Consider the following 25,256-nt stretch of genomic DNA (forward strand, 5'->3'; position numbering starts at 1 on the left):
TCGTCCTCAGGCAAGAATCGTCAGTCGTGCCATTAAACCAGCACGCGCTCGATTCCGCCATTGTTCGCCCGTTGCACGTAGTCGGACATCCAGTCAACGCCCAGCACGTGGCGTGCCATTTCGACGACGATGTAGTCCGCCTCGGTGCCCGCGTCGGCGTTGTAGCGCGACAGCCCTTGCAGGCAGGACGGGCAGCTCGTCAGGATCTTCACCTCGGTGGCGCCGTTCGGCTGCGGGCCGTCGCCGGCCTTGAGCACGGAGCCATCCGGCGCACCCGCCGAGCCGGCCGACGCATTGGCCGGATTGATCCCGTTCGCGCCGGCTTCGGCCACCAGCGGAATGCCGCGCAGCTTGGCCGCGCCCTTGCGCATCTCCTCTTCCTTGCGGAAGCGGACCTGCGTCGAAATGTCGGGGCGCGTCACCGCCAGCGTGCCGGATTCGCCACAGCAACGATCGTTCTTCTCGATCTTGTAGCCGTCTTTCTCCGAACCCATCAGATCATTGACGAGCTTGACCGGGTCCATCGTCTTGATCGGCGAGTGGCACGGGTCGTGATACATGTAGCGCACGCCGTTCACGCCTTCGAGCTTGATACCCTTCTCCAGCAGGAATTCGTGGATGTCGATGATCCGGCAGCCCGGGAAGATCTTCTCGAATTCGTAGCCGGCGAGCTGGTCGTAGCACGTGCCGCACGACACCACGACCGTCTTGATGTCGAGGTAGTTCAGCGTGTTGGCCACACGGTGGAACAGCACGCGGTTATCCGTGACGATCTGTTCGGCCTTGTCGAACTGGCCCGAGCCGCGCTGCGGATAACCGCAGCACAGATAGCCCGGCGGCAGCACGGTTTGCACGCCCGCTTCCCACAACATGGCTTGCGTGGCGAGACCCACCTGCGAGAACAGCCGCTCGGAACCGCAGCCCGGGAAGTAGAACACCGCTTCCGTGTCGGCCGTAGTCGTCTTCGGATTGCGGATGATCGGGACGATCTTGTTGTCCTCGATATCGAGCAACGCGCGCGCGGTTTTCTTCGGCAGGTTGCCCGGCATCTTCTTGTTCATGAAGTGGATCACCTGCTGCGTGACCGGCGGCTTGCCGACGGTCGCCGGCGGGTGCGCCGTCTGCTTCTTCGCGAACTTCTTCAGCACTTCGTTGCCGAGGCGCTGCGCCTTGTAGCCGATGCCCATCATCGCGGTACGCGCGAGGTTGATGGTCTGCGGATTGGTCGCGTTGAGGAAGAACATGCCGGCCGCGTTGCCCGGATTGAACTTCTTCTTGCCCATTTTGCGCAGCAGATTGCGCATGTTCATGGTCACGTCGCCGAAGTCGATCTTCACCGGACACGGCGTCACGCATTTGTGACAGACGGTGCAGTGATCGGCGACGTCGTTGAATTCGTCCCAGTGCTTGATCGACACGCCGCGGCGGGTCTGCTCTTCGTACAGGAACGCCTCGACCAGCAACGAGGTAGCGAGAATCTTGTTGCGCGGGCTGTACAGCAGGTTCGCGCGCGGCACGTGGGTCGCGCACACCGGCTTGCACTTGCCGCAACGCAGGCAGTCCTTGATCGACTCGGAAATCGCGCCGATGTCGGACTGTTGCATGATCAACGACTCGTAGCCCATCAGGCCGAAGCTCGGCGTGTAGGCGTTGCGCAGATCGGCGCCTTCGAGCAGCTTGCCCGCGTTGAAGCGGCCATGCGGATCGACACGCTGTTTATAAGCGCGGAATTCGCCGATTTCCTCATCGGTCAGGAATTCAAGCTTGGTAATGCCGATACCGTGCTCGCCGGAAATCACGCCGTCGAGCGAACGCGCCAGCTTCATGATGCGTGCAACCGCCTTGTGGGCGTCCTGCAGCATCTCGTAGTTGTCGGAATTGACCGGCAGGTTGGTGTGAACGTTGCCGTCGCCCGCGTGCATGTGCAGCGCGACGAACACGCGGCCACGCAACACCTTCTTGTGGATCGCCTGGGCTTCTTCGAGGATCGGCTTGAACTCGCCGCCGTTGAAGATCTGCCGCAACTCGGCGCGGATTTCCTGCTTCCACGACACGCGGATCGTCCGGTCCTGCGTGATGTGGAACACGGTCGCGTCCGGCTGCGCGTCGGCGCGGTCGGCAAACTTCTCCGTCAGCGCTTCGTAGCCGAGACCGACCAGATAGTGCTGCGCCTCGCGCACCGACAGATCGAGCTTGTCGCGCAGGAATTCCCAGCGGGTGCGCACGCGCTTCATCAGATCGAGCGCCTGCTGCACACGGTCTTCGAGCAGCTCGGCGCTCGGAATTTCGTTCGCGTCGTCGCTCTTGCCGAGCGGCAGCTTGCCGGCCTTGAAGAACGCTTCGAGCGCGTCGACCAGTTGCAGCTTGTTCTTGATCGACAGTTCGATGTTGATCCGCTCGATGCCGTCCGTGTACTCGCCCATCCGGTTCAGCGGAATCACCACGTCTTCGTTGATCTTGAACGCGTTGGTGTGCTTGGCGATCGCGGCGGTGCGGCTGCGGTCGAGCCAGAAACGCTTGCGCGCCTCCGCATTGACCGCGACGAAGCCTTCGCCGCTCTTGCCGTTGGCCATGCGCACCACTTCCGAGGTGGCTTGCGCCACCGCGTCCGCATCGTCGCCGACGATGTCGCCGATCAGCACCATCTTCGGAAACGCGTTGCGCTTGCTCTTGGTCGCGTAGCCGACCGCGCGCAGATAGCGTTCGTCGAGGTGTTCGAGGCCGGCGAGAATCGCGCCGCCCTGCTTCGACGTTTCGAACAGGTAGTCCTTGATTTCGACGATGCTCGGAATCGCTTCGCGCGCCTGGCCGAAGAATTCGAGGCAGACGGTGCGCGTATGCGCGGGCATCTTGTGCAGCACCCAGCGCGCGGACGTGATCAGCCCGTCGCAGCCTTCTTTCTGCACGCCCGGCAAACCGGCGAGGAATTTATCCGTGACGTCCTTGCCGAGACCTTCCTTACGGAACACGCGGCCCTTGATGTCGAGCGCCTCGGTACGCAGCAGCTTTTCGCCCGGCGCGTAGTTACCGTCGAACCAGTCGAGCCGGAAACGCGCGACTTCGATGTCGTGAATCTTGCCCATGTTGTGGTCAAGACGCGTGACTTCGAGCCAGTTGCCTTCCGGGTCGACCATGCGCCACCAGGCCAGATTGTCGAGCGCCGTGCCCCACAACACCGCCTTCTTGCCGCCCGCGTTCATCGCCACGTTACCGCCCACGCACGACGCGTCCAGCGAAGTCGGGTCGACCGCGAACACGAAGCCGGCCTGCTCGGCCGCCTCGGTCACGCGACGCGTGACCACGCCCGCGCCGGAGAAAATCGTCGCGACTTTACGGTCGACCCCCGGCAGTTCGGTCATCTCGACCGCGCCGAGCTGTTCGAGCTTTTCGGTGTTGATCACGGCCGAGAACGGCGTGAGCGGCACCGCGCCGCCGGTGTAACCCGTGCCGCCTCCGCGCGGAATCACGGTCAGACCGAGTTCGAAACACGCCTTGATCATGCCGGCGATTTCGGCTTCGGTATCCGGCGTCAGCACGACGAACGGGTATTCGACGCGCCAGTCGGTCGCGTCGGTCACGTGCGAAACGCGGGACAAACCGTCGAACTTGATGTTGTCTTTTTCCGTGACCTTGCCGAGCACCTTGGTCGCGCGGCGACGCAGGTCGTAAGTCTTCTGGAATTCGCTCTTGAAATCGTCGACCGCGCGGCGCGCGGCCTGCACCAGCGTGTCGACGCGCGCGGCGCGGTCCACGCCGGCTTCGTCGCCGTGCGCCGTCAGATCGGCGCGACGGCGCTTGTCGATCTCGGTCAGGCGGTGATGCAACGCTTCGATCAACTGCGCGCGACGCTTCGGATTGTCGAGCATGTCGTCTTGCAGATACGGATTGCGGCGCACGACCCAGATATCGCCGAGCACTTCGTACAGCATCCGTGCCGAGCGGCCGGTGCGGCGTTCCGCGCGCAATTCGGCGAGCACCGCCCAGGCGTCGTCGCCTAGCAGACGAATAACGATTTCACGGTCGGAAAACGACGTGTAGTTATAAGGAATTTCGCGCAGACGCGCTTCGGGATCGGCGGCCACCGCAGTGGCGGCCCCGTGCGGATCGAAAACTTGAGGTGCGTTCATAGTCGGACGACTCGGTAGGTCAGCCCGGCGCGCTCGTCGAAGAGGCGTCGGCTGACGGTGCGCGTGGGGCGCAATGCTGGAAATCTTCTAGGGGAGCGAAGCACAACCGACGGCCAGACCCACATCGATCGCTTCGCGGCGCTCGGTTCTAGCTACACGATCGTGCGTGGCGGACGAGACGCTCCGCCGCGGGGCAAGACTCACGCGGGACGGGCATCAAGTGGGCGATCCGAGGCTGCCAGTGCATCTTCCGATCCTTATTCCAAAATGGAATTCTACCGCATGATTCCGCCACGCGTTGACGGCTGAAATCGGGTTAGTGACGGGGCTTCAGGCGTTTTCGTCATGAATCAGGCGTTCGCGCGGATGCCGCGAATTTGCCGACCGAACGGTCGGATGGGCCGTGGGGACAGGCTTGCGGCGCATCGGCGGAAGGCCAGAGCCGGCACGGTTGGCGCTATCATTGACCCTTTCCCGTCCCGCAAAGCGCACCGCGCCACCCGCATGGCTTCCCACGACTATCTGAAGAAAACCCTGACCGCGCGCGTTTATGACGTGGCCCGCGAGACCGAACTCGAACACGCGCCGAATCTGTCGGCGCGTCTACGCAATCCGGTCTATCTGAAGCGCGAGGACAACCAGCCGGTGTTCTCGTTCAAGGTGCGCGGCGCGTACAACAAGATGGCGCACATTCCGGCGGAAGCGCTGGAGCGTGGGGTGATTACCGCATCGGCGGGCAATCATGCGCAGGGTGTGGCGCTGTCGGCGGCACGCATGGGGGTGAAGGCGATCATCGTCGTGCCGGTGACCACGCCGCAACTGAAGGTCGATGCAGTGCGCTCGCATGGCGGGCCGACTGTCGAGGTGGTGCAGTTCGGCGAGTCGTACAGCGACGCTTATGGCCACGCGGTGAAGTTGCAGGAAGAGCGTGGATTGACCTTCGTGCATCCGTTCGACGATCCGTATGTGATCGCCGGACAGGGCACTGTCGCGATGGAAATTCTGAGCCAGCACCAGGGCCAGATCCACGCGATCTTCGTGCCGATCGGTGGCGGCGGACTCGCGGCGGGTGTCGCTGCGTACGTGAAATCGGTGCGCCCGGAGATCAAGGTGATCGGCGTGCAGACCGACGATTCGTGCGCGATGGCCGTCTCGCTGAAAGCGGGTGAACGCGTCACGCTGAGCGAAGTGGGTCTGTTCTCTGACGGCACTGCGGTAAAGCTGGTGGGTGAAGAAACCTTCCGCCTGTGCCGCGAATATCTCGACGACGTGCTGCTCGTGAACACCGACGCCCTCTGCGCCGCAATCAAGGACGTGTTCCAGGACACGCGCAGCGTGCTCGAACCCGCGGGCTCGCTCGCAGTGGCCGGCGCGAAACAATACGCCGAGCGTGAAGGCATCGAAAACCAGACGCTGATCGCGATCACGTCCGGCGCGAACATGAATTTCGATCGCATGCGTTTCGTCGCCGAGCGCGCCGAAGTCGGTGAAGCGCGCGAGGCGGTATTTGCTGTGACGATCCCCGAAGAGCGTGGCAGCTTCCGACGCTTCTGCGAACTGCTCGGCACGCGCAGCGTCACCGAATTCAACTACCGGATTGCGGATGCGAATTCCGCGCACATTTTCGTGGGCGTGCAGATCCGCAATCGCAGCGAATCGGCGCAGATCGCGGGCGCATTCGAGGCGCACGGCTTCGCGACGGTCGATCTAACCTTCGATGAACTCTCGAAGCAGCACATCCGCTACATGGTCGGCGGCCGCTCGCCACTCGCGCATAGCGAACGTCTGTTCCGTTTCGAGTTTCCCGAACGGCCGGGTGCGCTGATGAAATTCCTGTCGTCGATGGCGCCGAACTGGAATATCAGCCTGTTCCATTACCGCAACCAGGGCGCGGACTACAGCTCGATCCTGGTCGGCATTCAGGTGCCCGAAAGCGAGAACCCCACGTTCGACCAGTTTCTCGCCACGCTCGGTTATCCGAACTGGGAAGAGACGCGCAACCCGGTGTACCGCTTATTCCTCGCCTGACCTTTTAGGATCGAAACACGCAGATGGCTCTTACGCTTGTCGACAAACTGGTAGTGGCCATTTCGTCGCGCGCGCTGTTCGACTTCGAGGAAGAGAACCGCGTGTACGAGGACGGCAACCTTCAGCAGTATGAAGCGCTGCAGCGCGACCGGCTGACCGTGCCCGCCAAACCCGGCGTGGCGTTTCCGCTGATTCGCAAGCTGCTGGCGTTGAACGCGGGCGGGCATCGCGTGGAAGTGGTGATTTTGTCGCGCAGCGATCCGATCAGCGGATTGCGTGCGTTTCACTCGTGCCGCGAACATGGCCTCGCGATCGAGCGCGGCGTTTTTACTCGCGGGCGGGCGCCGTTCGGCTATCTGAAGCCGTTGAACGCGTCGCTGTTTCTGTCCGCGAATCAGGACGACGTGCGCGACGCGCTGGCCGCCGGATTTCCTGCCGCGCGCGTGTTGCCCGAATCGGCGAAAATGGCGAGCAAGTATCCGGATGAAATCCGCATTGCCTTCGACGGCGACGCGGTGCTGTTTTCCGATGAAGCCGAGCGCGTGTTCCAGAAAGACGGTTTGCGCGCCTTCCTCGGTCATGAGATTCACAACAAGGATCTGCCGCTCGCGGACGGTCCGTTGAAGCCGTTGCTCGAAGCGCTGCACCGGCTGCAAAAACTCGCGGATGAAGCTGCACCGATGCATATTCGTACGGCATTGGTGACGGCGCGCTCGGCGCCTGCGCATGAGCGAGCGATCCGCACTTTAATGGCGTGGAACATCGAAATCGACGAAGCGATGTTTCTCGGCGGCCTCGACAAGAGCGCATTTTTGCGCGAGTTCGAGCCCGACTTTTTCTTCGACGACCAAATTGGCCATTGCGAATCGGCCCGCGTCGTGACGGCGACGGGGCACGTGCTGAGTGGCATCGTGAACGCATCATGACACCCGAACAATCACCGCTGGGCAAGGCTTCCACTTACACCGAACAGTACGACGCTTCGTTGCTGTTTCCGATTGCGCGCAAGAATGCGCGTGAAGCGATCGGCATTGGCGCGCAGTTGCCGTTTTTCGGCACGGACATCTGGAACGCGTATGAGTTGTCGTGGCTGAATGCGCGCGGCAAGCCGCAGATCGCGGTAGCGACGTTCTTCGTGCCGGCGGATTCGCCGAATATCGTCGAGTCGAAGTCGTTCAAGCTGTATCTCGGCTCGTTTGCGCAGACGGCGTTTGAGTCGATGGAGGTGGTGCGCGATACGATCAAGCGGGATGTGTCTGCTTCATGCGGGGCGACTGTGTCGGTGCATCTGACGGCGCCGTATGAGTTCGGCAAGTTGCAGATGGACGAGTTTGAGGGTTTGTCGCTGGATCGGCTGGATCTGGATACCGATGTTTATCAGCCGGATGCTTCGTTGCTGAGTGCCGCGCTCGATGAGGCGCCGGTTGAGGAGACGGTGTTTTCCAATCTGCTGAAGTCGAATTGTCCGGTGACTGGGCAGCCGGATTGGGGCACGGTGCAGATTCATTATGTCGGGCCGCAGATCGATCATGCGGGGTTGTTGCGGTACATCATTTCTTATCGGAATCACACTGGGTTTCATGAGCAGTGTGTTGAGCGGATTTTTATCGATGTGCTGAAGGCTTGCAAGCCGGTCAAGCTCGCGGTGTATGCGCGCTATACGCGGCGTGGTGGGTTGGATATCAATCCGTTTCGGACTAACTATAATTTGCCGATGCCGGATAATTTTCGGTTGGCTCGGCAGTGAGGGTAGTGGTTTTTTTGCCTGCTTGGCGCTTGGGTTGATTGCCTACGGTGTTGGCCTTTCCTTGCTTTGTTAGTGGTCTATTGGCGTCGCCCCTGTGCGGGGCGGCACCTACTTCTCTTTGCCGCGGCAAAGAGAAGTAGGCAAGAGAAAGCCGCTCACACCGCTAATTCTTAAGCGGGTCCCCCGCACAGTCACGGTAGTGGCTCATCTGGAATCAGTGCTCTCGCGCATTCGGCGATAGTGGCACAGCAGTCATTCTTCCGGCGGCGCTACGCGCGCCGTCGTGATTGTTCCGCACACACTTTGCGGTTTTGGTGCTCAGCCGGAATTCATCAATCGCGGGCGGTATCCGCCGCGTAGCTCAGATCAACCGTCGCGGCTTCAGCCACCCATTTTTTATGGCATCTCGCCGAGGCGAAGCCGACGGCTCCCGCCGCGCAAAAGCGAAACCCGAAGCTCCAGACAGACCATTCCGGCGAGCGCGCAGCGCGAGGCGGGAAGAATGATGCCGTGTCACCAACGCGGAGTGTGCGAGAGCACGGATTCCAGATGCACCACTACCCGTCGCAGACCACGGATGCCGCTTAAAAATTAGCGGTGTGAGCGGCTTTCTCTTGCCTACTTCTCTTTGCCGCGGCAAAGAGAAGTAGGTGCGGCCCCGCACAGGGGCAACGCTAATAGACCACTAACAAAGCAAGGAAAGGCCAACACAACACAACAAACCAAACCCACTCAACCCGCAGGCTTCTTATAAGCAACGCAGTCCACCTCAACGCGACAGTCGATCACCATTGAAGAAACCACACAAGCCCGCGCCGGCGGATTCTCGCCGAAATACTCGCGGAACACCTTGTTGAACGAAGCGAAGTCACGCGGATCGTCGAGCCACACCCCACAGCGGACCACATCCTCCGCCCCATACCCGGCTTCCTTCAAAATCGCGAACACATTCTGAATCGCCTTGTGCGATTGCTCCACGATCCCGCCGTTGATCACTTCGCCATTCTCCATCGGCGTCTGTCCGGAAACGAACAGCCAGCCATCCGCTTCAACCGCGCGAGCAAACGGCATATGTTGACCACCCGTTCCCTTCCCGCCTTCAACGCCATAACGCTTCATCATCACACTCCTAAAAAAATCCGGCACGCGGCGTAAACACCACCACCTGCCACATCAATCAGAAAATCAGAAAACCAGTAAGAACAAACCGCTCAAAACGCACCCTGCGCATCGCCCTTCGACGCCGCACCGCGCGCCACGAAATGACCTGCCCTTTCACCCGTCACTTCACCATCGCGATACGTCAGCACGCCATTCACCCAAACCGCGTCGATCCCATCCGCCGCCTGCTCCGGCTTTTCAAACGTCGCCGCGTCGCGCACCTTCGCGGGGTCGAACAACACCAGATCCGCGTGATAGCCGATATGCACCTCGCCGCGCTGCGCCAACCCGAACCGCCGCGCCGACAGACCGGTCATCTTGCGCACGGCCTCTTCAAGCGGCAGCAAACCGGCGTCGCGCGCGTAATGCCCGAGCACGCGCGGAAACGCTCCCCACAAGCGCGGATGCGGCATCGGATCGTTCGGCAAGCCGTCCGAGCCAACCATCGTCGCGGGATGCGAGAGAATGCGCCGCACGTCGTCCTCGGACATGTTGTGATACACCGCGCCCGCCGGCTGCAAGCGCTTGCCCGCCTCCTGCTGCGTGACGCCCCACTCCGCCGCGATCTCCTTGACGAGCTTGCCCGCCATCTCCGGATGCGGCTCCGACCACGTAATCGTAATGTCGATGTCGCCCGTCACCTGCTTCAGATCCAGCGTCGACGAACTGCGGTTGTACGGATAACAATCGCAACCGATCGGCTGCAAACGCCGCGCACCTTCGAGCGACTTCAGCACTTCCTCGCTGCGTCCCCAGTTCGACGGCCCCGCGCACTTCAAATGCGAAATCACCACCGGCACATGCGCGTGACGACCCACCCGGTAAGCTTCGTCCATTGCGTCGAGAATCGCGTCGAACTCGGTGCGCATGTGCGTGGTGTACAGCGCGCCGGCGGCGGCGAGCGGTTCGGCCAACGCCATCACCTCTTCGGTCGGCGCCGAAAACGCCGAGCCATACGCGAGCCCTGAACTCAGACCCAGTGCGCCATTCGCCAACGCCTCTTCGAGCTGCGCGCGCATGCCGTCGATTTCCTCGGCCGTCGCCGCGCGATCGAGCCGGTCCATCTGATTGCTGCGCAACGCCGTATGTCCGATCAACGCGCCGACATTCACCGCCGGACGCGCCGCGTTCACAGCGTCGACATAAGCGGCAAAGGTCGGATACTGGAACGCGTCACGCTCGCCGAGCAGATTCATCGGATCCGGCGGGTCGCCCTTCAACGCCACCGGCGACGCGCTGATTCCGCAATTGCCGACGATCACCGTCGTCACGCCCTGCGTGATCTTCGGCAGCATTTGCGGCGAGCGGATCACGTGCGTGTCGTCGTGCGTATGAACGTCGATGAAACCCGGCGCCAGTGCGCGCCCGTTAGCCTCGACCAGGTCTTCGGCGAGCCAGTTCGACAGATTGCCGATCGCGACGATGCGCCCATCGCGGATCGCGACATCGCGCTCCACCGGCGGTGCGCCCGTGCCGTCATACAGTTGCGCGCCGACGATCAGCGTATCGGCGGCTTCGGGATGCGAATGCATGGATCAGTCTCCTAACGGTTGTCGATCGCCACCGCCGCGGTGCGCGTCGAGTGCGTGCTTCATGCGGCGCAGCAATTCACGGCTCTCGTCGCCCTGACTGACGGCGAGTTCGGTAACGAGCACATCGAGCGCCATCATCATCGCGTAGCGCGACGACGACGGCTTGTAAATGAAATCGGTTTCAAAAGCGACGATCGGAATCACCCAGTCGGCAAGTCTGGCCAACGGCGAGGCCGGTGCGGTCAACGCGATCACGCTCGCGCCGTAGCTGCGCGCGATTTTGCAGTTCTCGACCATCTCAGGCACGCGTCCGGTGGTGGACAGCGCAATCACCACGCACTCGCGCGACACCGTGCTCGCGACCATGCGCTGCAACAAGCCGTCCTGATAGGTGGCGACGGGTCGGCCGAGTCGTACGAGACGAAAGCGCATTTCGTCCGCGAGCGCGGTCGAGCCGCCGCCCATGCCGAATACGTAGATCATTCGCGCGGCGCGCAACGCGGCGGCCGCGTCGCTGAACGGCGCCTGCCGCAACAATTGATGGTTATGCGCCAGTGCGTTCTGCAGTTCGTCGAAGATGCGGGTGGCGATCGGCTCGGGCGCGTCGCCCGCGCCGCCAGGCTGCAGGAAGCGCTGTCCGACGGCGGCCGCCTGCGCGAGTCGCAGTTTCAGTTCCCGCACGTCGCGGCAGCCCACCGCCTTGGCAAAGCGCGTGACGGTCGCGACGCTCACCTCGGCCTGCTGCGCGAGCGCGCCGATGCTGGCGCGCGACGCGCCCGTCAGATCGTCGAGAATCAGCGCGGCGACCTTGCGCTCGGCCGAGCGCAGTTCCGGCGCACATTCGGCGATGCGCGCGACGATATCGAAGGTCAACGGCTCGGCGGTTGAGTTCATTGCAAACTGTGGGATGACGCCCGAAGGCTGACAAAAAGCCTTCGTCGGATTGTGACGCAGACTGTGGTACTAAATAACATTTCTTCGATCATCGTACTTTCGGTAACATGCTAAAGTCAACTTTGATTCAATTTAACTGGACGATGGAGCAGGGAGACATGAAAGTTACAAACTATCAGGGCGCGACGATTGATCCTTATAGCAAGGGCTTGGGCATGGTTCCGGGCGCCAGCATCCAACTCACGGACACGGCACGCCTCGAGTGGAATCTGTTGAATGAAGACGTGAGCCTGCCGGCCGCCGTGCTGTACGCGGATCGCGTGGAACACAACCTGAAATGGATGCAGGCGTTCGTCGCGGAATATGGCGTCAAGCTCGCGCCGCACGGCAAGACCACCATGGCGCCGCAACTGTTTCGACGTCAGCTTGAAACCGGCGCGTGGGGCATCACGCTCGCCACCGCGCACCAGGTGCGCGCGGCGTATCACGGCGGCGTGTCGCGCATTCTGATGGCCAATCAACTGGTGGGCCGCCGCAACATGATGATGGTCGCCGAGTTGCTGAGCGATCCGGATTTCGAATTCTTCTGCCTCGTCGATTCGGTCGAAGGCGTCGAGCAGTTGGGCGAGTTCTTCGCGTCGGTGCATAAGCAGTTGCAAGTGCTGCTCGAACTCGGCGTGCCGGGCGGCCGCACCGGCGTGCGCGACGAAGCGCAGCGCAACGCGGTGCTTGAAGCGATCGCGCGTTATCCGGACGTGCTGAAGCTCGCCGGTGTCGAGTTGTATGAAGGCGTGCTGAAGGAAGAACAGGAAGTTCGCGAGTTCCTGCAAAGCGCGGTCGCGGTCACGCGCGCGCTGGTCGATGAAGGCCGCTTCGCGCGTACACCGGCGGTGTTGTCGGGCGCAGGATCAGCGTGGTACGACGTGGTCGCGGAAGAATTCGTGAAGGCGTCGGAAGACGGCAAGGTCGAGGTCGTGTTGCGTCCCGGCTGTTACCTGACACATGACGTCGGCGTTTATCGCAAGGCGCAGACCGACATCTTCGCGCGTAATCCCGTCGCGAAGAAAATGGGCGAAGGCTTGCTGCCCGCGCTGCAATTGTGGGCGTATGTGCAGTCGATTCCCGAGCCGGATCGCGCAATCATCGGTCTCGGCAAGCGCGACTCCGCGTTCGACGCGGGCATGCCGGAGCCGGCGCGCCACTACCGTCCGGGCAACGAAGCGCCACGCGACGTCGCGGCGAGCGAAGGTTGGGAGATTTTCGGTTTGATGGATCAGCACGCGTATCTGCGGATTCCCGCCGGCGCCGATCTGAAAGTGGGCGACATGATCGCGTTCGACATTTCGCATCCGTGCCTGACGTTCGACAAGTGGCGTCAGGTGCTGGTGGTCGATCCGGCGTATCGCGTGACTGAAGTGATCGAAACGTTCTTCTGATTGTGTTCTGAACGGCGCGCTGTGCGAGGGAGGTGAAGCGCGCCGGTGCTGACTAACGTGACGCGGCGCTGCTCGCCGGTTCCGCTGTTTGCGTAGCGCTCGCGTCAGCGGCATTACAGTTACCCGTTGCCATTACTTCTCCGATCCTCACCTCGAGCATCTTCAACGCGCCGGACAACGCGCCCAGCACGTCGTCCGGCAGCGCCGCCATCGTGTCATGCACGAAAGCCTTGCGACGCGGCAAACTGGCCTCCGTCGCTGCTTTCCCCGCTTCGGTCAGGCGCACATTGGTCACGCGGTTATCGCGCGTGTCCATGCTGCGCGCGATCCAGCCCAACGCTTCGAGCGTTTTCAACTGCCGCGTCAACGCGCCCGGATCCACCCGCAAGCGCTCCACCAGCCGCTTCTGCGACGACTCGCCGGCCTGGTCATGCAGCGCCAACAGAATGCGCCAGCGCGGCAGCGGATGACCGACCTGCGCCTCGAACGCCGACATGAACGCCCGATAGGTGCGGCCGAATTGCTGCATGACGGCGACGTGATCCTGTTCTTCCATATCTTCAGTAAACCGGTAGGTCTAAAAAAATCAATCCGCGTGAATCACCGGCTCCAGCTTGCGCTGAAGCTTGACCAGCGGCACACGGCGGCTTTGCCACACCGACACCACGGCAATGATCGCCGCCATCGCGAGCCCCAGATGAATCGCCGCGACCAGCGCCTCGCGCGCGCTTTCCAGCAGCATGGCGCCATTGTGGCCCGCATGCGTCAACTGACCGAGCAAGGTGGTTTGCGCGTCGCGATTGATCAGGATCTGCGGATCGCCGAGATCGCTGAACCATTGCGACGCGTGATCGTTTTCCAGCGCGCTGCGCACGCCGCTCGCGTACATATGGCTGACCAGCGTGCCGGTCAGCGCCGTGCCGAGCATGCCGCCGATCATCCGCAGCGACTGCAGCAGCGCGGTGGCGATACCGAGGTGCTCGCGGCCGGCCGTCTGCTGCGCGAAGATGGTCAGGTTCGGCATCACGAAACCGAGACCGAGGCCACCGATCACCATGAACGTCATCAGCAGCCATTGCGGCATGGCACGCGTCGCGACGACCACGCCGAGGCAGGCGAGCGCGAGAAGCGCAAAGCCGATGTACAGCATCAGATTCGGATTGCGCACGCGCGACACGATGCGTCCGTTCGCGATACTGCCGATCGTGATGAACACCACCAGCGGCGTGATGACGAGCCCCGCTTCTTTCGGCGACATGCCGAAGCCGCCCTGGAACAGCAACGGCGCGTAGAACAGCAGCGAGAACATCGAGAAACCGCCCAGCACGGCAAGCGTGAAGAGCGCGGCGAGACTGCGGTTGCGGAACATGTCGACGGGCAGGATCGCCGTCGGGCAGCGCTTTTCCCACTGCCACAGCGCGTAGGCCGAGGCGACGCTCAACGCGAGCAGCGCCAGCGCGCTCAACGTGACGCCATGCTTCGGCAGCAACTCGACGAACAATTGCAGCGAGCCGAGCGCCACCGCGATCAGCACGGCACCGGGCCAATCGAGCCGCATCTTACCTTTGTGCTCGACGTGCCGAAGATGCGGCAGGAAGCGCCAGACGAAAAACAGCGACAACAGCCCGACCGGCAGATTGACGTAGAAGACCGAACGCCAGCCGTAGTACTGCGTGAGGAAACCGCCGAGCGACGGCCCCACTGCGTTAGCGATACCGAATGCCGAACTCATCAGCACCTGCCAGCGCAAACGCACCACGGAATCGGGAAATAGATCGGGAATGCACGCAAACGCGGTGCCGACCAGCATGCCGCCGCCAATGCCTTGTAGCCCGCGCGCGAGCACGAGGAACATCATGCTGTTGGCGGCGCCGCACAGTACAGACGCGCCCGTAAACACGACGATCGATGCGATCACGAACGGCTTGCGTCCGTAATAATCGCCGAGGCGGCCGAAGATCGGCACGGTAATCACCGAGGTCAGCAGATACGACGTGGCGACCCACGCGTAGAGCTCGAACCCTTTGAGTTCCGAGACGATGGTGGGCAGCGCGGTGCCGACCACGGTCTGATCGAGCGCCACGAGCATCGTGACGAAGGAGATGCCGAGCATCGCCAGAAGCGATTCACGGAACGGTAAAACTTGCCCACTCGAGTGGTGGGCCGCAGTATGGACAGCCATTTTTGATAGAGCAACAGTTGACTCGTCAAATGATTGGGAATCATACCACGAGCTCGCGCTCTAAATGGGACGCGTCGCCACGGTTTACCGTAGCGACAATCGACTGAAGAATGCATCCAACATGACGCCAGGGAGGCACATGGAGCCGAGTTTGCTCGCAGCACAAGCCCTATCGGATGAAGACCTGAACGCGCTGCGGCGCGCGAAACACGAACTGGAAAGCCCCGCGCTGGCGATGAAACTGGCCAGTATCGTCGGCTCGCCGCTCGAAAAGCTGATGTCGCGCATGCCGGCCTTCGCCAACGAAAAGGTCACCGACGCGACGGAACTGGCGTTGCGCAAATGCCTGTCGATCGCGCTGCGCACGCTCGGGCGCCGGGACGCGGCGCCGCTGATCGTGCCCGACCGGCCGAGCAACCTGCTGCACAAGTTCGCCGTGGCGACCACCGGCGCGGCCGGCGGCGCGTTCGGACTGTTCGCGCTGCCAGTGGAGTTGCCGGTCACGACCACGTTAATGTTCCGCTCGATCTGCGACATCGCGCGCAGCGAGGGCGAGGACCTGAGCTCGATCGACACGCAGTTGCAGTGCCTGACGGTGCTCGGCATGGGCGGCACGTCCAAGGCCGACGACGACGCCGACTTCGGCTACTTCATCATGCGCGGCGCGCTGGCGCAGGCGGTGTCGAAGGCGTCGTCGGAAATCGCCACCAAGGGATTCACCGCGCACGGCTCGGCAGCCTTGCTGCGGCTGCTCAATACGATTGCCGCGCGCTTCTCGGTACAGGTCAGCGAGCAGATCGCCGCCAAATCGATTCCCGCGATCGGCGCGGTGCTCGGCGCGATGGTCAATACGGTGTTCATCGACCATTTCCAGCAGGTCGCGCACGGTCACTTCACCGTGCGGCGGCTGGAGCGGCAGTACGGTCCGGAAACCATCGAAGCCGCTTATCAAACCATCGACATCGCGCTAGACGGCTGATTGGCACCGGCGGCGCGACTCGTCACGCGCCGCACGAAAGCGGCCGAACGGTCGAGCGCACGATTGGCTTCGGGAATGAACGGCGCGAAGATCGGCCAGACGTGCGGCATCTTGTTCCACACCTCGAATTCGCAGTCGACGCCCGCCGCGCGCGCGTTATCGGCTACGCGCTGCGAATCGTCGAGCAACACCTCGGTGCTGCCGGCCATCATGAAGAGCGGCGGCAAGCCGCGCAGGTCGGCATAGACCGGTGAGGCATGCGGGTGCGTGGCGTGTGTCTCACCGAGATAGAGTTGCGCGGCCGGCGCAATCGCACGGCCGCTGAACATCGGGTCGAGGCCGTCGTTGCTGCGAATGCTCGCGCCGGTCGCGGCCAGATCGGTCCATGGCGAGAACAGCAGGCCGCCTGCCGGCATCGGATCGCCGGCATCGCGTAACGCCACCAGCGTGGCCAGCGCGAGGCCGCCGCCGGCTGAATCGCCGGCAATCACGATCGACTCGGGCGCGACGCCGTCCGCGAGCAATTGACGATAGGCCGCGGTGGCGTCGTCGAGTGCGGCGGGAAAGCGGTGTTCGGGGGCGAGTCGGTAGTCGAGCGAAAACACCGCCGCCTTGGCGCGCGTCGCGAGGCCGAATACGATCGAACGATGTGTTTTTGGTGAACAGAAGTAGTAGCCGCCGCCATGGCAAAAGAGCACGGTGGGGCTGATGTGGGCTGCGTGCGGCTCGCCGGCGGGCTCAAGCCATTCGCCGCGCAAGGGCGTGTCGTCCGCTCCGTACAACTCACGCAGATGCCAGCCGCGCGGCACGCGCGGCGACCAGGCCCGCTTCGCGGTCAGCGCACGCGCTCTTTCGACATTGATGCCCGGCTTGAGGGTTTCCGGACGAAACTGCCTGCGCAGGTACCAGGTGGCGAGTGCACTTTGCCAGCTCATTGGGGACACACTCCTTCATTCGTGTCCCGCCATGGTACGTGCGTTCGACACGGCGCCGGTGGACGGCGGCTTCTAATCCCAAAACCGCGCGATCCACCCACCGGCCAAGCTTTCCGACTAATTTAGTTGGCCGGTAAAACCTGCCCGCGAATCTCGCCCGTCGGGTTCTGCGCGGTATGAACATTGAAGTACCACTGCCCCGCCATCAGATCCGTGACCTGCTGCTCGGTCAGCGCCGCCGATCCTTTGATCGGGCTCGCGAGCGCGTCTTTGTCGATCGGCACCTGCACCTTGGCGTTCTGTCCGACCGGCGCGGGGCCGTGGAAATGCGCGGCGGTAGCCGGGCCGCTCAGGCCTTCGTAGGTGACTGTCCACTGCAGGGATTTGGTCGACGTGTCGAACGTGGCGTTCAGCATGCCGTGTCCGTGACTCACGCGCGGCGGCACTTCGCTTGAAGGTTCGAGATCCGCCTTCAGCGCCACCGTGTCGGCGAAGGCAGCGCCCGACGCCAATGCCCACAACACCACAGCCAGATTCAATTTTCGCAGCGTAATCATGGTCTTCTCCGGACTTGATGCACCGCCGCACCGACGGTTCGGCTGCGTGCGGAGCCACCACATACTAGTGCAATTTCCCTGCAGGCGTTTGCGTTAGACGGCGTGTGCGCGACGGCGTGCGCGCGCGGTTGACCGTTTTCCGTTGCATGCGGTCGATGCAGCCGTACGGCTCGGGCTGCTCGCTTCAACCCGGCGCGCGGTGCGGACTTCGTAGTTGTGCGTAGCTATCGCTGCACGCCGACCTTTTTGCGAAAGCAATTTCGAGTCGGAGCCGGACTGATACGCTACCGGCGACGTGTCGAATTGCGCGACCCATGGCCGCAATTGATGCTTCGACTACGCCGATTCATTCGCTGAACTCGCCGCCGACGAGACAGCTATCCACGCTTTCTTCGATTTCTTCAAACAGTTAATTGCGCTTTTTGTAGTGAATGAATCGCGCCATCCCGGCTATGCTTCCGGTTGCGAGAAGTGACTCCTTCATCGAGGGATGTCTCCAAATCTTTAACGCGGCTTCGGCCGCGTTTTTTTTCGCCCATTTTTTTCGCTCTTTTCCGGATTCTGCTGGATTCGCGCGGCCAATCGCGTTGACCGACGAGGCGATCGCCGCTACGCCTCGCGGCAAATCTCAAGCGAGCAACGCCGCTTGCTGCTCGATACCGTCGAGCATGGCATTGCATTTGTCGATCAGCGCGAGCCCATCCAGGCGCACTCGCTCGGGTGATTCAACGCCGATAACGCGACGGTACGCGTCGAGCGTATTCAGCAAAGGCGGGTACTGCAGCACGCTTGCCGCCCCAGCCACCCGGTGCACCCATTCGCGCACACGCTCAGTTTCGACGCGCTCGAGCATCGGCGACAACGACGCCATATCTTCGCGCACCGAGGAAACGAACGAGTCGAGCAATGCCTTGACGGTCGACTCGCTTCCCCAAAGTTGCGTCATGTAACTCAGATCGACTGGGATGAACGGCTCGGCGGTGCGCGCTGCGACAACTCCGTCTCCGGCGGTGGCCGTCGTGCCGACTGCCTCCGCGGACGCGGCTTGTCGCGTACTGTCGGTGCCGAACCAGCGGCTCAGATAATCGCGCAGCGTGGCGAGCCGGGTCGGCTTCACCAGGCTGTCGTCCATCCCGGCTTCGCGACACAGATTCAGGTCTTCAGGGGCGGTGTTCGCCGTGATACCCAGAATCGGCAGTCGATAAGCCCCGCCCGCCTCCAGTTCGCGAATGCGCCGCGTGAGTTCATAGCCGGACAGGTTCGGCATGTGGCAATCAGTGATCAGGCAGCCGTAGGTAGTGTGTTCAAGCGCGGCCAAGGCCTCGGCGCCGTCGTTCGCGACGTCGCAGGCGAAACCGAGCAGAGCCAGTTGATGGCGGATCAACTCCTGGTTGACCGGATGGTCTTCAGCGACCAGGATCAGCCGGCCACTCGCGATGGCGCGCTCGCGATCGGGAATCGCCGCGCCGCCCTCAGGCGTACGCGGCATGCCGCCCAAACGCGGCGCCACCGCCGGCAACCCGGTCACCGCTGCAGCACATGCTGCACCAAGCCCGCGCCACGAAATGGGATTGATGCTGACGCGCACGTTGTTGTCAATAATGCGATAACCGGTCGGCTTCGGCTTCTCAGTCAGGCTGACGATGCGGGAACGCCGCATAACGTCCTCAGGAAATGTCACGTCCTCGCTCGCGAACAGCAGATCCACATCGGCCAGCGCCGCGCGGTCACGCAGTTCCGGCGCATCCGGCGCAAAGCGACGCAGTTCGAGTCCTAGCGCCTCGCCGAAATGCATTAAGGCCTGACCGACTCGCGCGTCGCTAGTCGCGACGACACCACGCTTACCGCGCAACGCGCTGACCGAATAACGCTGTGCTTCGACCGGCATGCTGAGCCGTACGGTCATCCGCGTGCCGCGGCCAGGTTCACTGTGCAGCGCGAGCGAGCCGCCCATCAGATCGATCAGCTTGCGGCAGATCGTCAAACCGAGACCCGTGCCGCCGAAGCGGCGCGTGGTCGACGATTCGGCTTGCACGAAAGGTTCGAAGAGCCGCGCCTGGACGTCAGGGGCAATGCCGATGCCGGTGTCCTCGACCGTCACCTCGAGCGTTTGGGCGCCGCCGGTTTGCGCGACAACCGACAGCCCCACGTCGACCTCGCCGGACGGCGTGAACTTGATCGCGTTGCCGAGCAGGTTGAACAGAATCTGCCGGAAACGCACGCTGTCGCCCCGCAAGGTCGCGGCGACTTCCGCGGCGATATCGACGCGCACCTTCAAACCCTTTTCGTGCGCGCGACCCGCCAGCAGGCCAACGGCGTTGTCGACCAGTTCACGTATGTCGATGGGCTCGGCTTCGATAGTCAGCCGACCCGCATCGATTTTCGAGTAATCGAGCAGGTCGTCGAGAATCTGCAGCAGCGCGCCCGCCGACTCGTGAATCATGCTCAGCATCTCGCCTTGATCGGCGTTGAGCGGCGTGCGCTCCAGCACTTCGACGAGACCGAGCACGCCGTTCATCGGCGTGCGGATTTCGTGGCTCATCATCGCGAAAAAGTCGTCTTTGGCGCGTGAAGCCGCTTCGGCGACGTCGCGTGCCCGCGCCAGTTCGTCGGAGCGCGCGTGCTCCACGCTGGCATCCACCCAGTACCCGCTCCACACGACGCTGCCGGCGCCCTCCCGCCGTGGGACCAACTCGGCGCGCACCCACTTGAGATCACCTTCGCTTTCAAAGCGAAACTCCATATGCACCGGCGTTTCGCAGCGCGCCGAGTGCTCGAGTTGGGCGATCACGAGCGGCCGGTCCTGCTCGCAAACGCGCTTGAAATCGACCTGATCGCGTTTGATCACGGCGCTACCGCCCAGCAGCAACCGCGTGTCGCCGCCGATGTATGGAAACGAGTACACGCCGTCGGCCGTACGACGCAGTTGAAACACCACGGCCGGCAACGAGCGCGTCACATCGAAGAGACGGCGCTCGGTTTCGCGAGCGAGCATTTCGGCACGCCGGATATCGGTGATATCGACCATGGTGCCGAGCACGCAAACCGCTTTGCCGTCGCTGCCGCGACAGGTGCTGGTCCAGAACAGGCCGTGCCGCACGTCGCCGTTGCTGCGCACGAACTGCAACTCCGCCTGCGCCGTTTCGCGACCCTTGAGCATCTCGCGGGTCATCTCGTCGAGGATTTGGCTGTTGGCTTCGCCCCAGCTCTGCACGTCTTTCATGGTGCGGCCAACCACGGCTTCGCGGCGCATGCCGCAGGCTTCTTCGTAGGCCTGATTGACGGCGATATACCGGCCGTCGAGGTCCTTCGCAACCAGCGGATAGGGCACCATCTTCATCATGGTTTCCTGAAAGCTCAGTTGCAGCGCGAGGTCGCGCTCGGTTTTCTTGCGCAGCCTGACCTCCCGCTGCAGCAACAGACAGGCTCGCAGCGTGACAAGCAGAACAATGCCGATGCCGATCAGCAACGGCAGCAGACGCAGCGCGGTCACGCTCCACATGCCCGCGCCCGTGGCGCTGCCGGTGACCCATTTCTGCCTGATGCGTTGCTTTTCCGCCGGCGGCATGGCCAGCAAAGCGCGATCGATCAGCCCGGCGAGCGGGCTCAAGTCTGCGCGCACGGCAAAGTTGAGCGCGTCGGATTCGCCGACCGTGCCGAGAATCTTGAGCACGCCGACATAGCGGCGCTTCAGCACGACGTCGACGGCGGCCACGTTGCCGACCAGGACATCCGCCTCACCTGCGGCGACCATGGCCAGCGCGTCGTCGAGACTGGGCGCGATCGCGATGTGGTCCAGAGGAATATGGTCGAGCGCATGCGGAACCGAGCCGGCGACATGCGACGAAACGACAATGCGGCGCGACGCGAAGTCGCCGAGCGCGCGCGCGGCCGGCTCGTCTTCGCGCCCAACAATGACCAGCGGATAGCTCTCGTACGCACGGGTGTGCTGCGCGTTTCTTAAGCGCGGATCATTGCTGGAAGCGGTGGCCAGCATGGCCAGCTCGCCGCGTTGAAAGGCGGCGATGGTGGCAGGCCAATCCGCGGTGGAAGCGCGGCTGAACACCACGCCGAGCGTGCGGCTCAAATACGCCAGATGGTCTGCGGCGACGCCGGCCGGATGGCCGGCGTCGTCGACATAGCTGAAGGGTGGCCAGGTGCTATCGAAACCCACCGGCAACGGCGGCAATGACCGAAGCCACGCTTGCTCTCGCGAAGTGAGCACCAGACGCGGCGCACCGGTCACCGGCCCGGCGTCGAAGTTGCCGGGTAGCCAGCGCACGCGCAACGCCGCGTCGTCAGCCGGGTCGAGCGATGCAAGCGCCCGGTCGAGCTGATCGCGCAGCGCAGTGCGGCTGCGCGGGACGCCAAAGCGCAGATCCGCGGTTTTGCTGCCTTCCTCGAACGCGACGCTCAGGCTACGGAACTCGTCGGTGGCCAGTGCGTATTGCACGGCCGGGGTGAAACCAAAGTAAGCGTCTGCGTCGCCCCGAGCAACCGCGGCAAGCGCGGCGTGGGTGGTTGCAAACGCGTTGATCTCGGCACGCGGAAAGCGCTCGCGCACTGAACGCTCCAGTGCAAAACCTTTCTCGATGGCGATGCGCGCCGCGCCAAGCTGCGATGCTGTCCCGTAGCCCTCACCGTCCCGGCGAGCCACCGCCGATATCGAAGAGCGAAAATACGGCACGGTAAATCTCAGGCAACGCTCGCGTTCAGGCGTGCGCGCAAGACTCATCAACAGATCGACCTGGCCCGCGCATGCGGCGGCGAGCAGTTGCGGCATGTCGGGAAAGGCCTTGGCTTCGATCACCACATCCGGCCCGACCAACGCGCGCAAATAGTCGACGCTCATGCCGGTGAGCCGGCCGCCTTCTAGCGCCTCGAACGGCCGCCAGTTGCTGGCTAGCACACCGACGGTCAGTCTGGCGGGAGCGGCGTTTGCGGCTGGAGGCCGTGATGCCTCGCCGGACGGCTGGGCGACAGCCGCAGCGTGCGCGATGCCGCAGAAGAAAAGGACTAGCAGGGCTGACCACAGGCGCCGGAGTCCACGCCTCAACGCACTACCTGGCCGAGCACGGACGGGCAACGCCACCCACAGATTGAGGTTACCGCTCACGCGGATTCGCTCTGACGACCGGCGCTCGCGTCAACCGGGCGGTCCGACTTGCGGTGCAGAAATGAAAACAGAATACCGGCCACAACGCCGCCGGACATGGGCGCGGCCCAGAACAACCAAAGCTGATCCAGCGCCCAATCGCCGACAAACAACGCCTGGGCGGTAGAACGGGCGGGATTGACCGAGCCGTTGGTGACAGGAATCGACACCAGATAAACGAGCATCAGGCACGCGCCGACAACCAGCGGCGCGATCGACGCCATGTGATGGCGAGCCGCAACCATGAGGTTTGACATGACAAAGGCGAACGAGAGTACGAACTCGACGACCAGCGCCGAATGCAATGGATAGTCGGCGGGGGAATGTTCGCCAAAGCCGTTGGCGGCGAACTCGCTTGCGCCCAGTGCAAAACCGGGGCGGCCACTCGCGACATAGACAAGCAACGCCGCGGCGGCGGTCGCCCCGAGGAGCTGGGCAGCGATGTAGGGCACCAGGTCCCTGATCGGAAAACGCTGCGCGGCCGTGAAGCCCACGGTGACAGCGGGATTGAAATGTGCGCCGGATATGCCGCCGAACAGGTAGCCGGCTGTAGCGAGCGCGAGCCCAAATGCCGACGACACTTCAAGCACGCCGTACCCCTGCTGAACCGCGCCGGTGCTCAACGCGACGCTGCCGCAGCCGATGAACACCAGCCATGCCGTTCCGACGCCCTCTACGAACAACCGCTTCCCTAGCGCGACCATGCCGTCTCCCAATTCTTCTGGACAAGGCAGACGGCAGTACACGATTGCAGTAAGACGTCAGCCCGAATTCTTCGCGGCATTTCCATTCAGCATGACGAAATAAGTACGCGCGTCGTGTGAATGGAAAACTAAGCCGCAGTGAACTCAGAACTATGAAATGGCAACGCCATCAATCCAATCAGCAGAGTCCTAAATTGGACGCTTTGATGACCTCAGAGGGTCGGCCGTCGGCCTCTCAACCGAACCTCAGGTCAACCCAATCTGTCTTGCGTAGTCGATCAGGTCGGACTCCGTCTCAAGACCCAGCTTGCGCATCGCGCTGCGCTTCTGCGTGCTGATCGTCTTGCCGCTGCGCTGCAAACGGACCGCGATTTCGTGGACGGCGAGGCCCTGCACATACAGTTGAAAAACCTCCCACTCGCGCGCGCTCAAAATGCCGGCACGAAGCTGCACGGGTGTATCCGCCGCTTCCATCGCGGTGCGCGCCTGCTCCGACAGATAGACGCGGCCGGCCATGCCGGCTTCGATCGCGTCGATCAGCGCAGTGGCGACGTCGCGCTTGTCGACGATTGCGCCAACGCCGATATGCAGCAGGCCGGACAGCATGTGCGCATGGCAAATCATCGTCAGCACGACGATGCAGGGATGAGGCCGGCCTCGCAACACGCGCCGCAGAAACGAAACCGCATTACTGCCGCCGTCGATGCCGGGCATGCTGATGTCCGACACGACGACGTCGCACACGCAGGAGTCGAGGAGTTCGGCCAGACCATAGGTGTCGGCCGCTTCGCCGACGATTTCGATATGTGACGCGGCCGACAACAGCCGCCGGACGCCGACGCGAACACAGTCGTGATCGTCGGCCACGATGACGCGGATTTTTCTTGTCATTTCTTCTTGTGTTATCGATTGGCTCGCCCTGCACGCGTTGCGCTTCCCCAGGCCGTGCCAATGTCTCTTCTGACCGTCGCACCGTTCGCGGCGCGACACCTTGCCGGTCCGTTACCGGCTCTGCGCACGTTCCTCCGCAACAACGCCGTGCTCGACGGCGAAGCGGAACAATTCCGCGTCGCTCTGCAAGGCCAGCTTGCGCATGGCCGTGCATTTCTGCGCGCTGATCGTCTTTACGCTGCGGCCGAGGCGCGCAGCGATCTCGGTGACGCCGAGCCCGGACGCGTACTGGGTGAACACCTCGAGTTCGCGGCGCGACAACATGGTGCGCACGAAATCGAGCCGCTGCGTCACCGTGGCGTCGGCGATCAGCGCGCGCACGGCCGGCCCGACGTAGCACTCCCGCGCGAGCGCGGTGACGACTGCCACGTGAATCAGATCGATCCGGTCGCGCTTGCTGACCAGTCCGTCGACACCGAGCGAGATCACCTTCTGCAGCGCGTTCGCCTCGGTTTCCATGGTGAGCACGACGAGCCGCACACCGGGATAGCGCAGCTTGAACTGCCTGACGACCTCGAGCCCATTGCCGTCGAAACCGCCCGGCATATACAGGTCCATCAGCACCAGGTCGCATGGATTGCGCTCGACTTCCATGAAGAGCTCGGTGGCGTCGGCCGCGCGACCGACGACTTGCATATTCGGATAGCCACCGATCAGATTTTCGATCGCCAGTAAAACCAGCGGATGATCGTCCGCAATGATGGCTCTAACAGGTGTGCCTGTTTCAGCGACGTCGTTCATCGATTAATTCCCCTTTCTATCTTGACTGCTCGCCGTTGTGATCGGCGCAACCGGCCGAGCGTCGATCATTAAACGTTCCCTCGAAAATAACCATAAGATCGCTCCGAAACACCCCCAATCACAACCC

At 62.8% G+C, this 25,256-nt stretch carries 17 protein-coding genes; 5 read left to right on the forward strand and 12 right to left on the reverse strand.

Annotated features, from left to right (window positions below; translation table 11 throughout):
• Positions 1-32: 32 nt before the first annotated feature.
• Positions 33-4,127 carry a DUF3683 domain-containing protein gene (locus GGD40_RS10340; protein WP_179743610.1) on the reverse strand — a complete coding sequence of 1,365 codons (4,095 nt, stop codon included), beginning with the start codon at positions 4,125-4,127 and terminating at the stop codon, positions 33-35.
• Positions 4,128-4,523: 396 nt separating this feature from the next.
• Here GGD40_RS10340 and ilvA point away from each other — a divergent pair, with 396 nt between their 5' ends.
• From ilvA to queF, 3 genes are read left to right on the forward strand one after another with little or no spacing between them, the layout of a single operon-like run.
• The gene (ilvA, locus tag GGD40_RS10345; protein ID WP_179744920.1) at positions 4,524-6,155 is read left to right on the forward strand and encodes a threonine ammonia-lyase, biosynthetic; all 1,632 of its coding nucleotides are present in this window, start codon (positions 4,524-4,526) and stop codon (positions 6,153-6,155) included.
• A 23-nt stretch (positions 6,156-6,178) separates the two neighbouring features.
• Positions 6,179-7,081, forward strand: coding sequence for a 5'-nucleotidase (locus tag GGD40_RS10350; RefSeq protein WP_179743612.1), 903 nt, complete (start codon positions 6,179-6,181; stop codon positions 7,079-7,081).
• Positions 7,078-7,902, forward strand: coding sequence for an NADPH-dependent 7-cyano-7-deazaguanine reductase QueF (queF, locus tag GGD40_RS10355; RefSeq protein WP_179743613.1), 825 nt, complete (start codon positions 7,078-7,080; stop codon positions 7,900-7,902). Before GGD40_RS10350 ends, queF begins: the two co-directional genes overlap by 4 nt.
• A 732-nt stretch (positions 7,903-8,634) precedes the next feature.
• Here queF and GGD40_RS10360 read toward each other — a convergent pair.
• From GGD40_RS10360 to GGD40_RS10370, 3 genes are all read right to left on the reverse strand, one after another.
• Positions 8,635-9,021, reverse strand: a complete 387-nt coding sequence (locus GGD40_RS10360; protein WP_179708866.1) for a RidA family protein — start codon at positions 9,019-9,021, stop codon at positions 8,635-8,637.
• A 92-nt stretch (positions 9,022-9,113) separates the two neighbouring features.
• Positions 9,114-10,595, reverse strand: coding sequence for an N-acyl-D-amino-acid deacylase family protein (locus tag GGD40_RS10365; RefSeq protein WP_179743615.1), 1,482 nt, complete (start codon positions 10,593-10,595; stop codon positions 9,114-9,116).
• A gap of 3 nt (positions 10,596-10,598) precedes the next feature.
• Positions 10,599-11,489, reverse strand: a complete 891-nt coding sequence (locus GGD40_RS10370) for a MurR/RpiR family transcriptional regulator (RefSeq protein WP_105510924.1) — start codon at positions 11,487-11,489, stop codon at positions 10,599-10,601.
• A gap of 158 nt (positions 11,490-11,647) precedes the next feature.
• Here GGD40_RS10370 and GGD40_RS10375 point away from each other — a divergent pair, with 158 nt between their 5' ends.
• Positions 11,648-12,925: an amino acid deaminase gene (locus tag GGD40_RS10375; protein WP_179706946.1), complete on the forward strand. Its 1,278-nt coding sequence runs from the start codon at positions 11,648-11,650 to the stop codon at positions 12,923-12,925.
• A 52-nt stretch (positions 12,926-12,977) separates the two neighbouring features.
• Here GGD40_RS10375 and GGD40_RS10380 read toward each other — a convergent pair whose 3' ends face one another.
• The gene (locus GGD40_RS10380) at positions 12,978-13,481 is read right to left on the reverse strand and encodes a MarR family winged helix-turn-helix transcriptional regulator (protein WP_179743617.1); all 504 of its coding nucleotides are present in this window, start codon (positions 13,479-13,481) and stop codon (positions 12,978-12,980) included.
• Positions 13,482-13,511: 30 nt separating this feature from the next.
• Positions 13,512-15,107 (reverse strand): MDR family MFS transporter, encoded by a 1,596-nt coding sequence (locus tag GGD40_RS10385; RefSeq protein WP_179706948.1) that lies wholly within the window; start codon positions 15,105-15,107, stop codon positions 13,512-13,514.
• A 139-nt stretch (positions 15,108-15,246) separates the two neighbouring features.
• On the opposite strand from GGD40_RS10385, the gene GGD40_RS10390 reads away from it, so the two are divergent.
• Positions 15,247-16,086 carry an EcsC family protein gene (locus GGD40_RS10390; protein WP_179743619.1) on the forward strand — a complete coding sequence of 280 codons (840 nt, stop codon included), beginning with the start codon at positions 15,247-15,249 and terminating at the stop codon, positions 16,084-16,086.
• Here GGD40_RS10390 and GGD40_RS10395 read toward each other — a convergent pair.
• From GGD40_RS10395 to GGD40_RS10420, 6 genes are all read right to left on the reverse strand, one after another.
• Entirely contained in the window at positions 16,056-17,021 is a 966-nt protein-coding gene (locus GGD40_RS10395; RefSeq protein ID WP_179706949.1) for an alpha/beta hydrolase, read from the reverse strand. The genes GGD40_RS10390 and GGD40_RS10395 overlap by 31 nt on opposite strands.
• Positions 17,022-17,143: 122 nt before the next feature.
• Positions 17,144-17,578 (reverse strand): CHRD domain-containing protein, encoded by a 435-nt coding sequence (locus GGD40_RS10400; RefSeq protein ID WP_179706950.1) that lies wholly within the window; start codon positions 17,576-17,578, stop codon positions 17,144-17,146.
• A gap of 628 nt (positions 17,579-18,206) precedes the next feature.
• Positions 18,207-22,577, reverse strand: a complete 4,371-nt coding sequence (locus GGD40_RS10405) for an ATP-binding protein (protein ID WP_373565325.1) — start codon at positions 22,575-22,577, stop codon at positions 18,207-18,209.
• 113 nt (positions 22,578-22,690) lie between these two features.
• Entirely contained in the window at positions 22,691-23,437 is a 747-nt protein-coding gene (gene aqpZ / locus GGD40_RS10410; protein ID WP_179706951.1) for an aquaporin Z, read from the reverse strand.
• Between the two features lie 246 nt (positions 23,438-23,683).
• Positions 23,684-24,328 (reverse strand): response regulator transcription factor, encoded by a 645-nt coding sequence (locus GGD40_RS10415; protein WP_179706953.1) that lies wholly within the window; start codon positions 24,326-24,328, stop codon positions 23,684-23,686.
• Between the two features lie 111 nt (positions 24,329-24,439).
• Positions 24,440-25,129 carry a response regulator transcription factor gene (locus GGD40_RS10420; protein ID WP_035553501.1) on the reverse strand — a complete coding sequence of 230 codons (690 nt, stop codon included), beginning with the start codon at positions 25,127-25,129 and terminating at the stop codon, positions 24,440-24,442.
• Positions 25,130-25,256: the final 127 nt, after the last annotated feature.

The sequence above is a fragment of the Paraburkholderia bryophila genome (assembly GCF_013409255.1).
GTDB lineage: Bacteria > Pseudomonadota > Gammaproteobacteria > Burkholderiales > Burkholderiaceae > Paraburkholderia.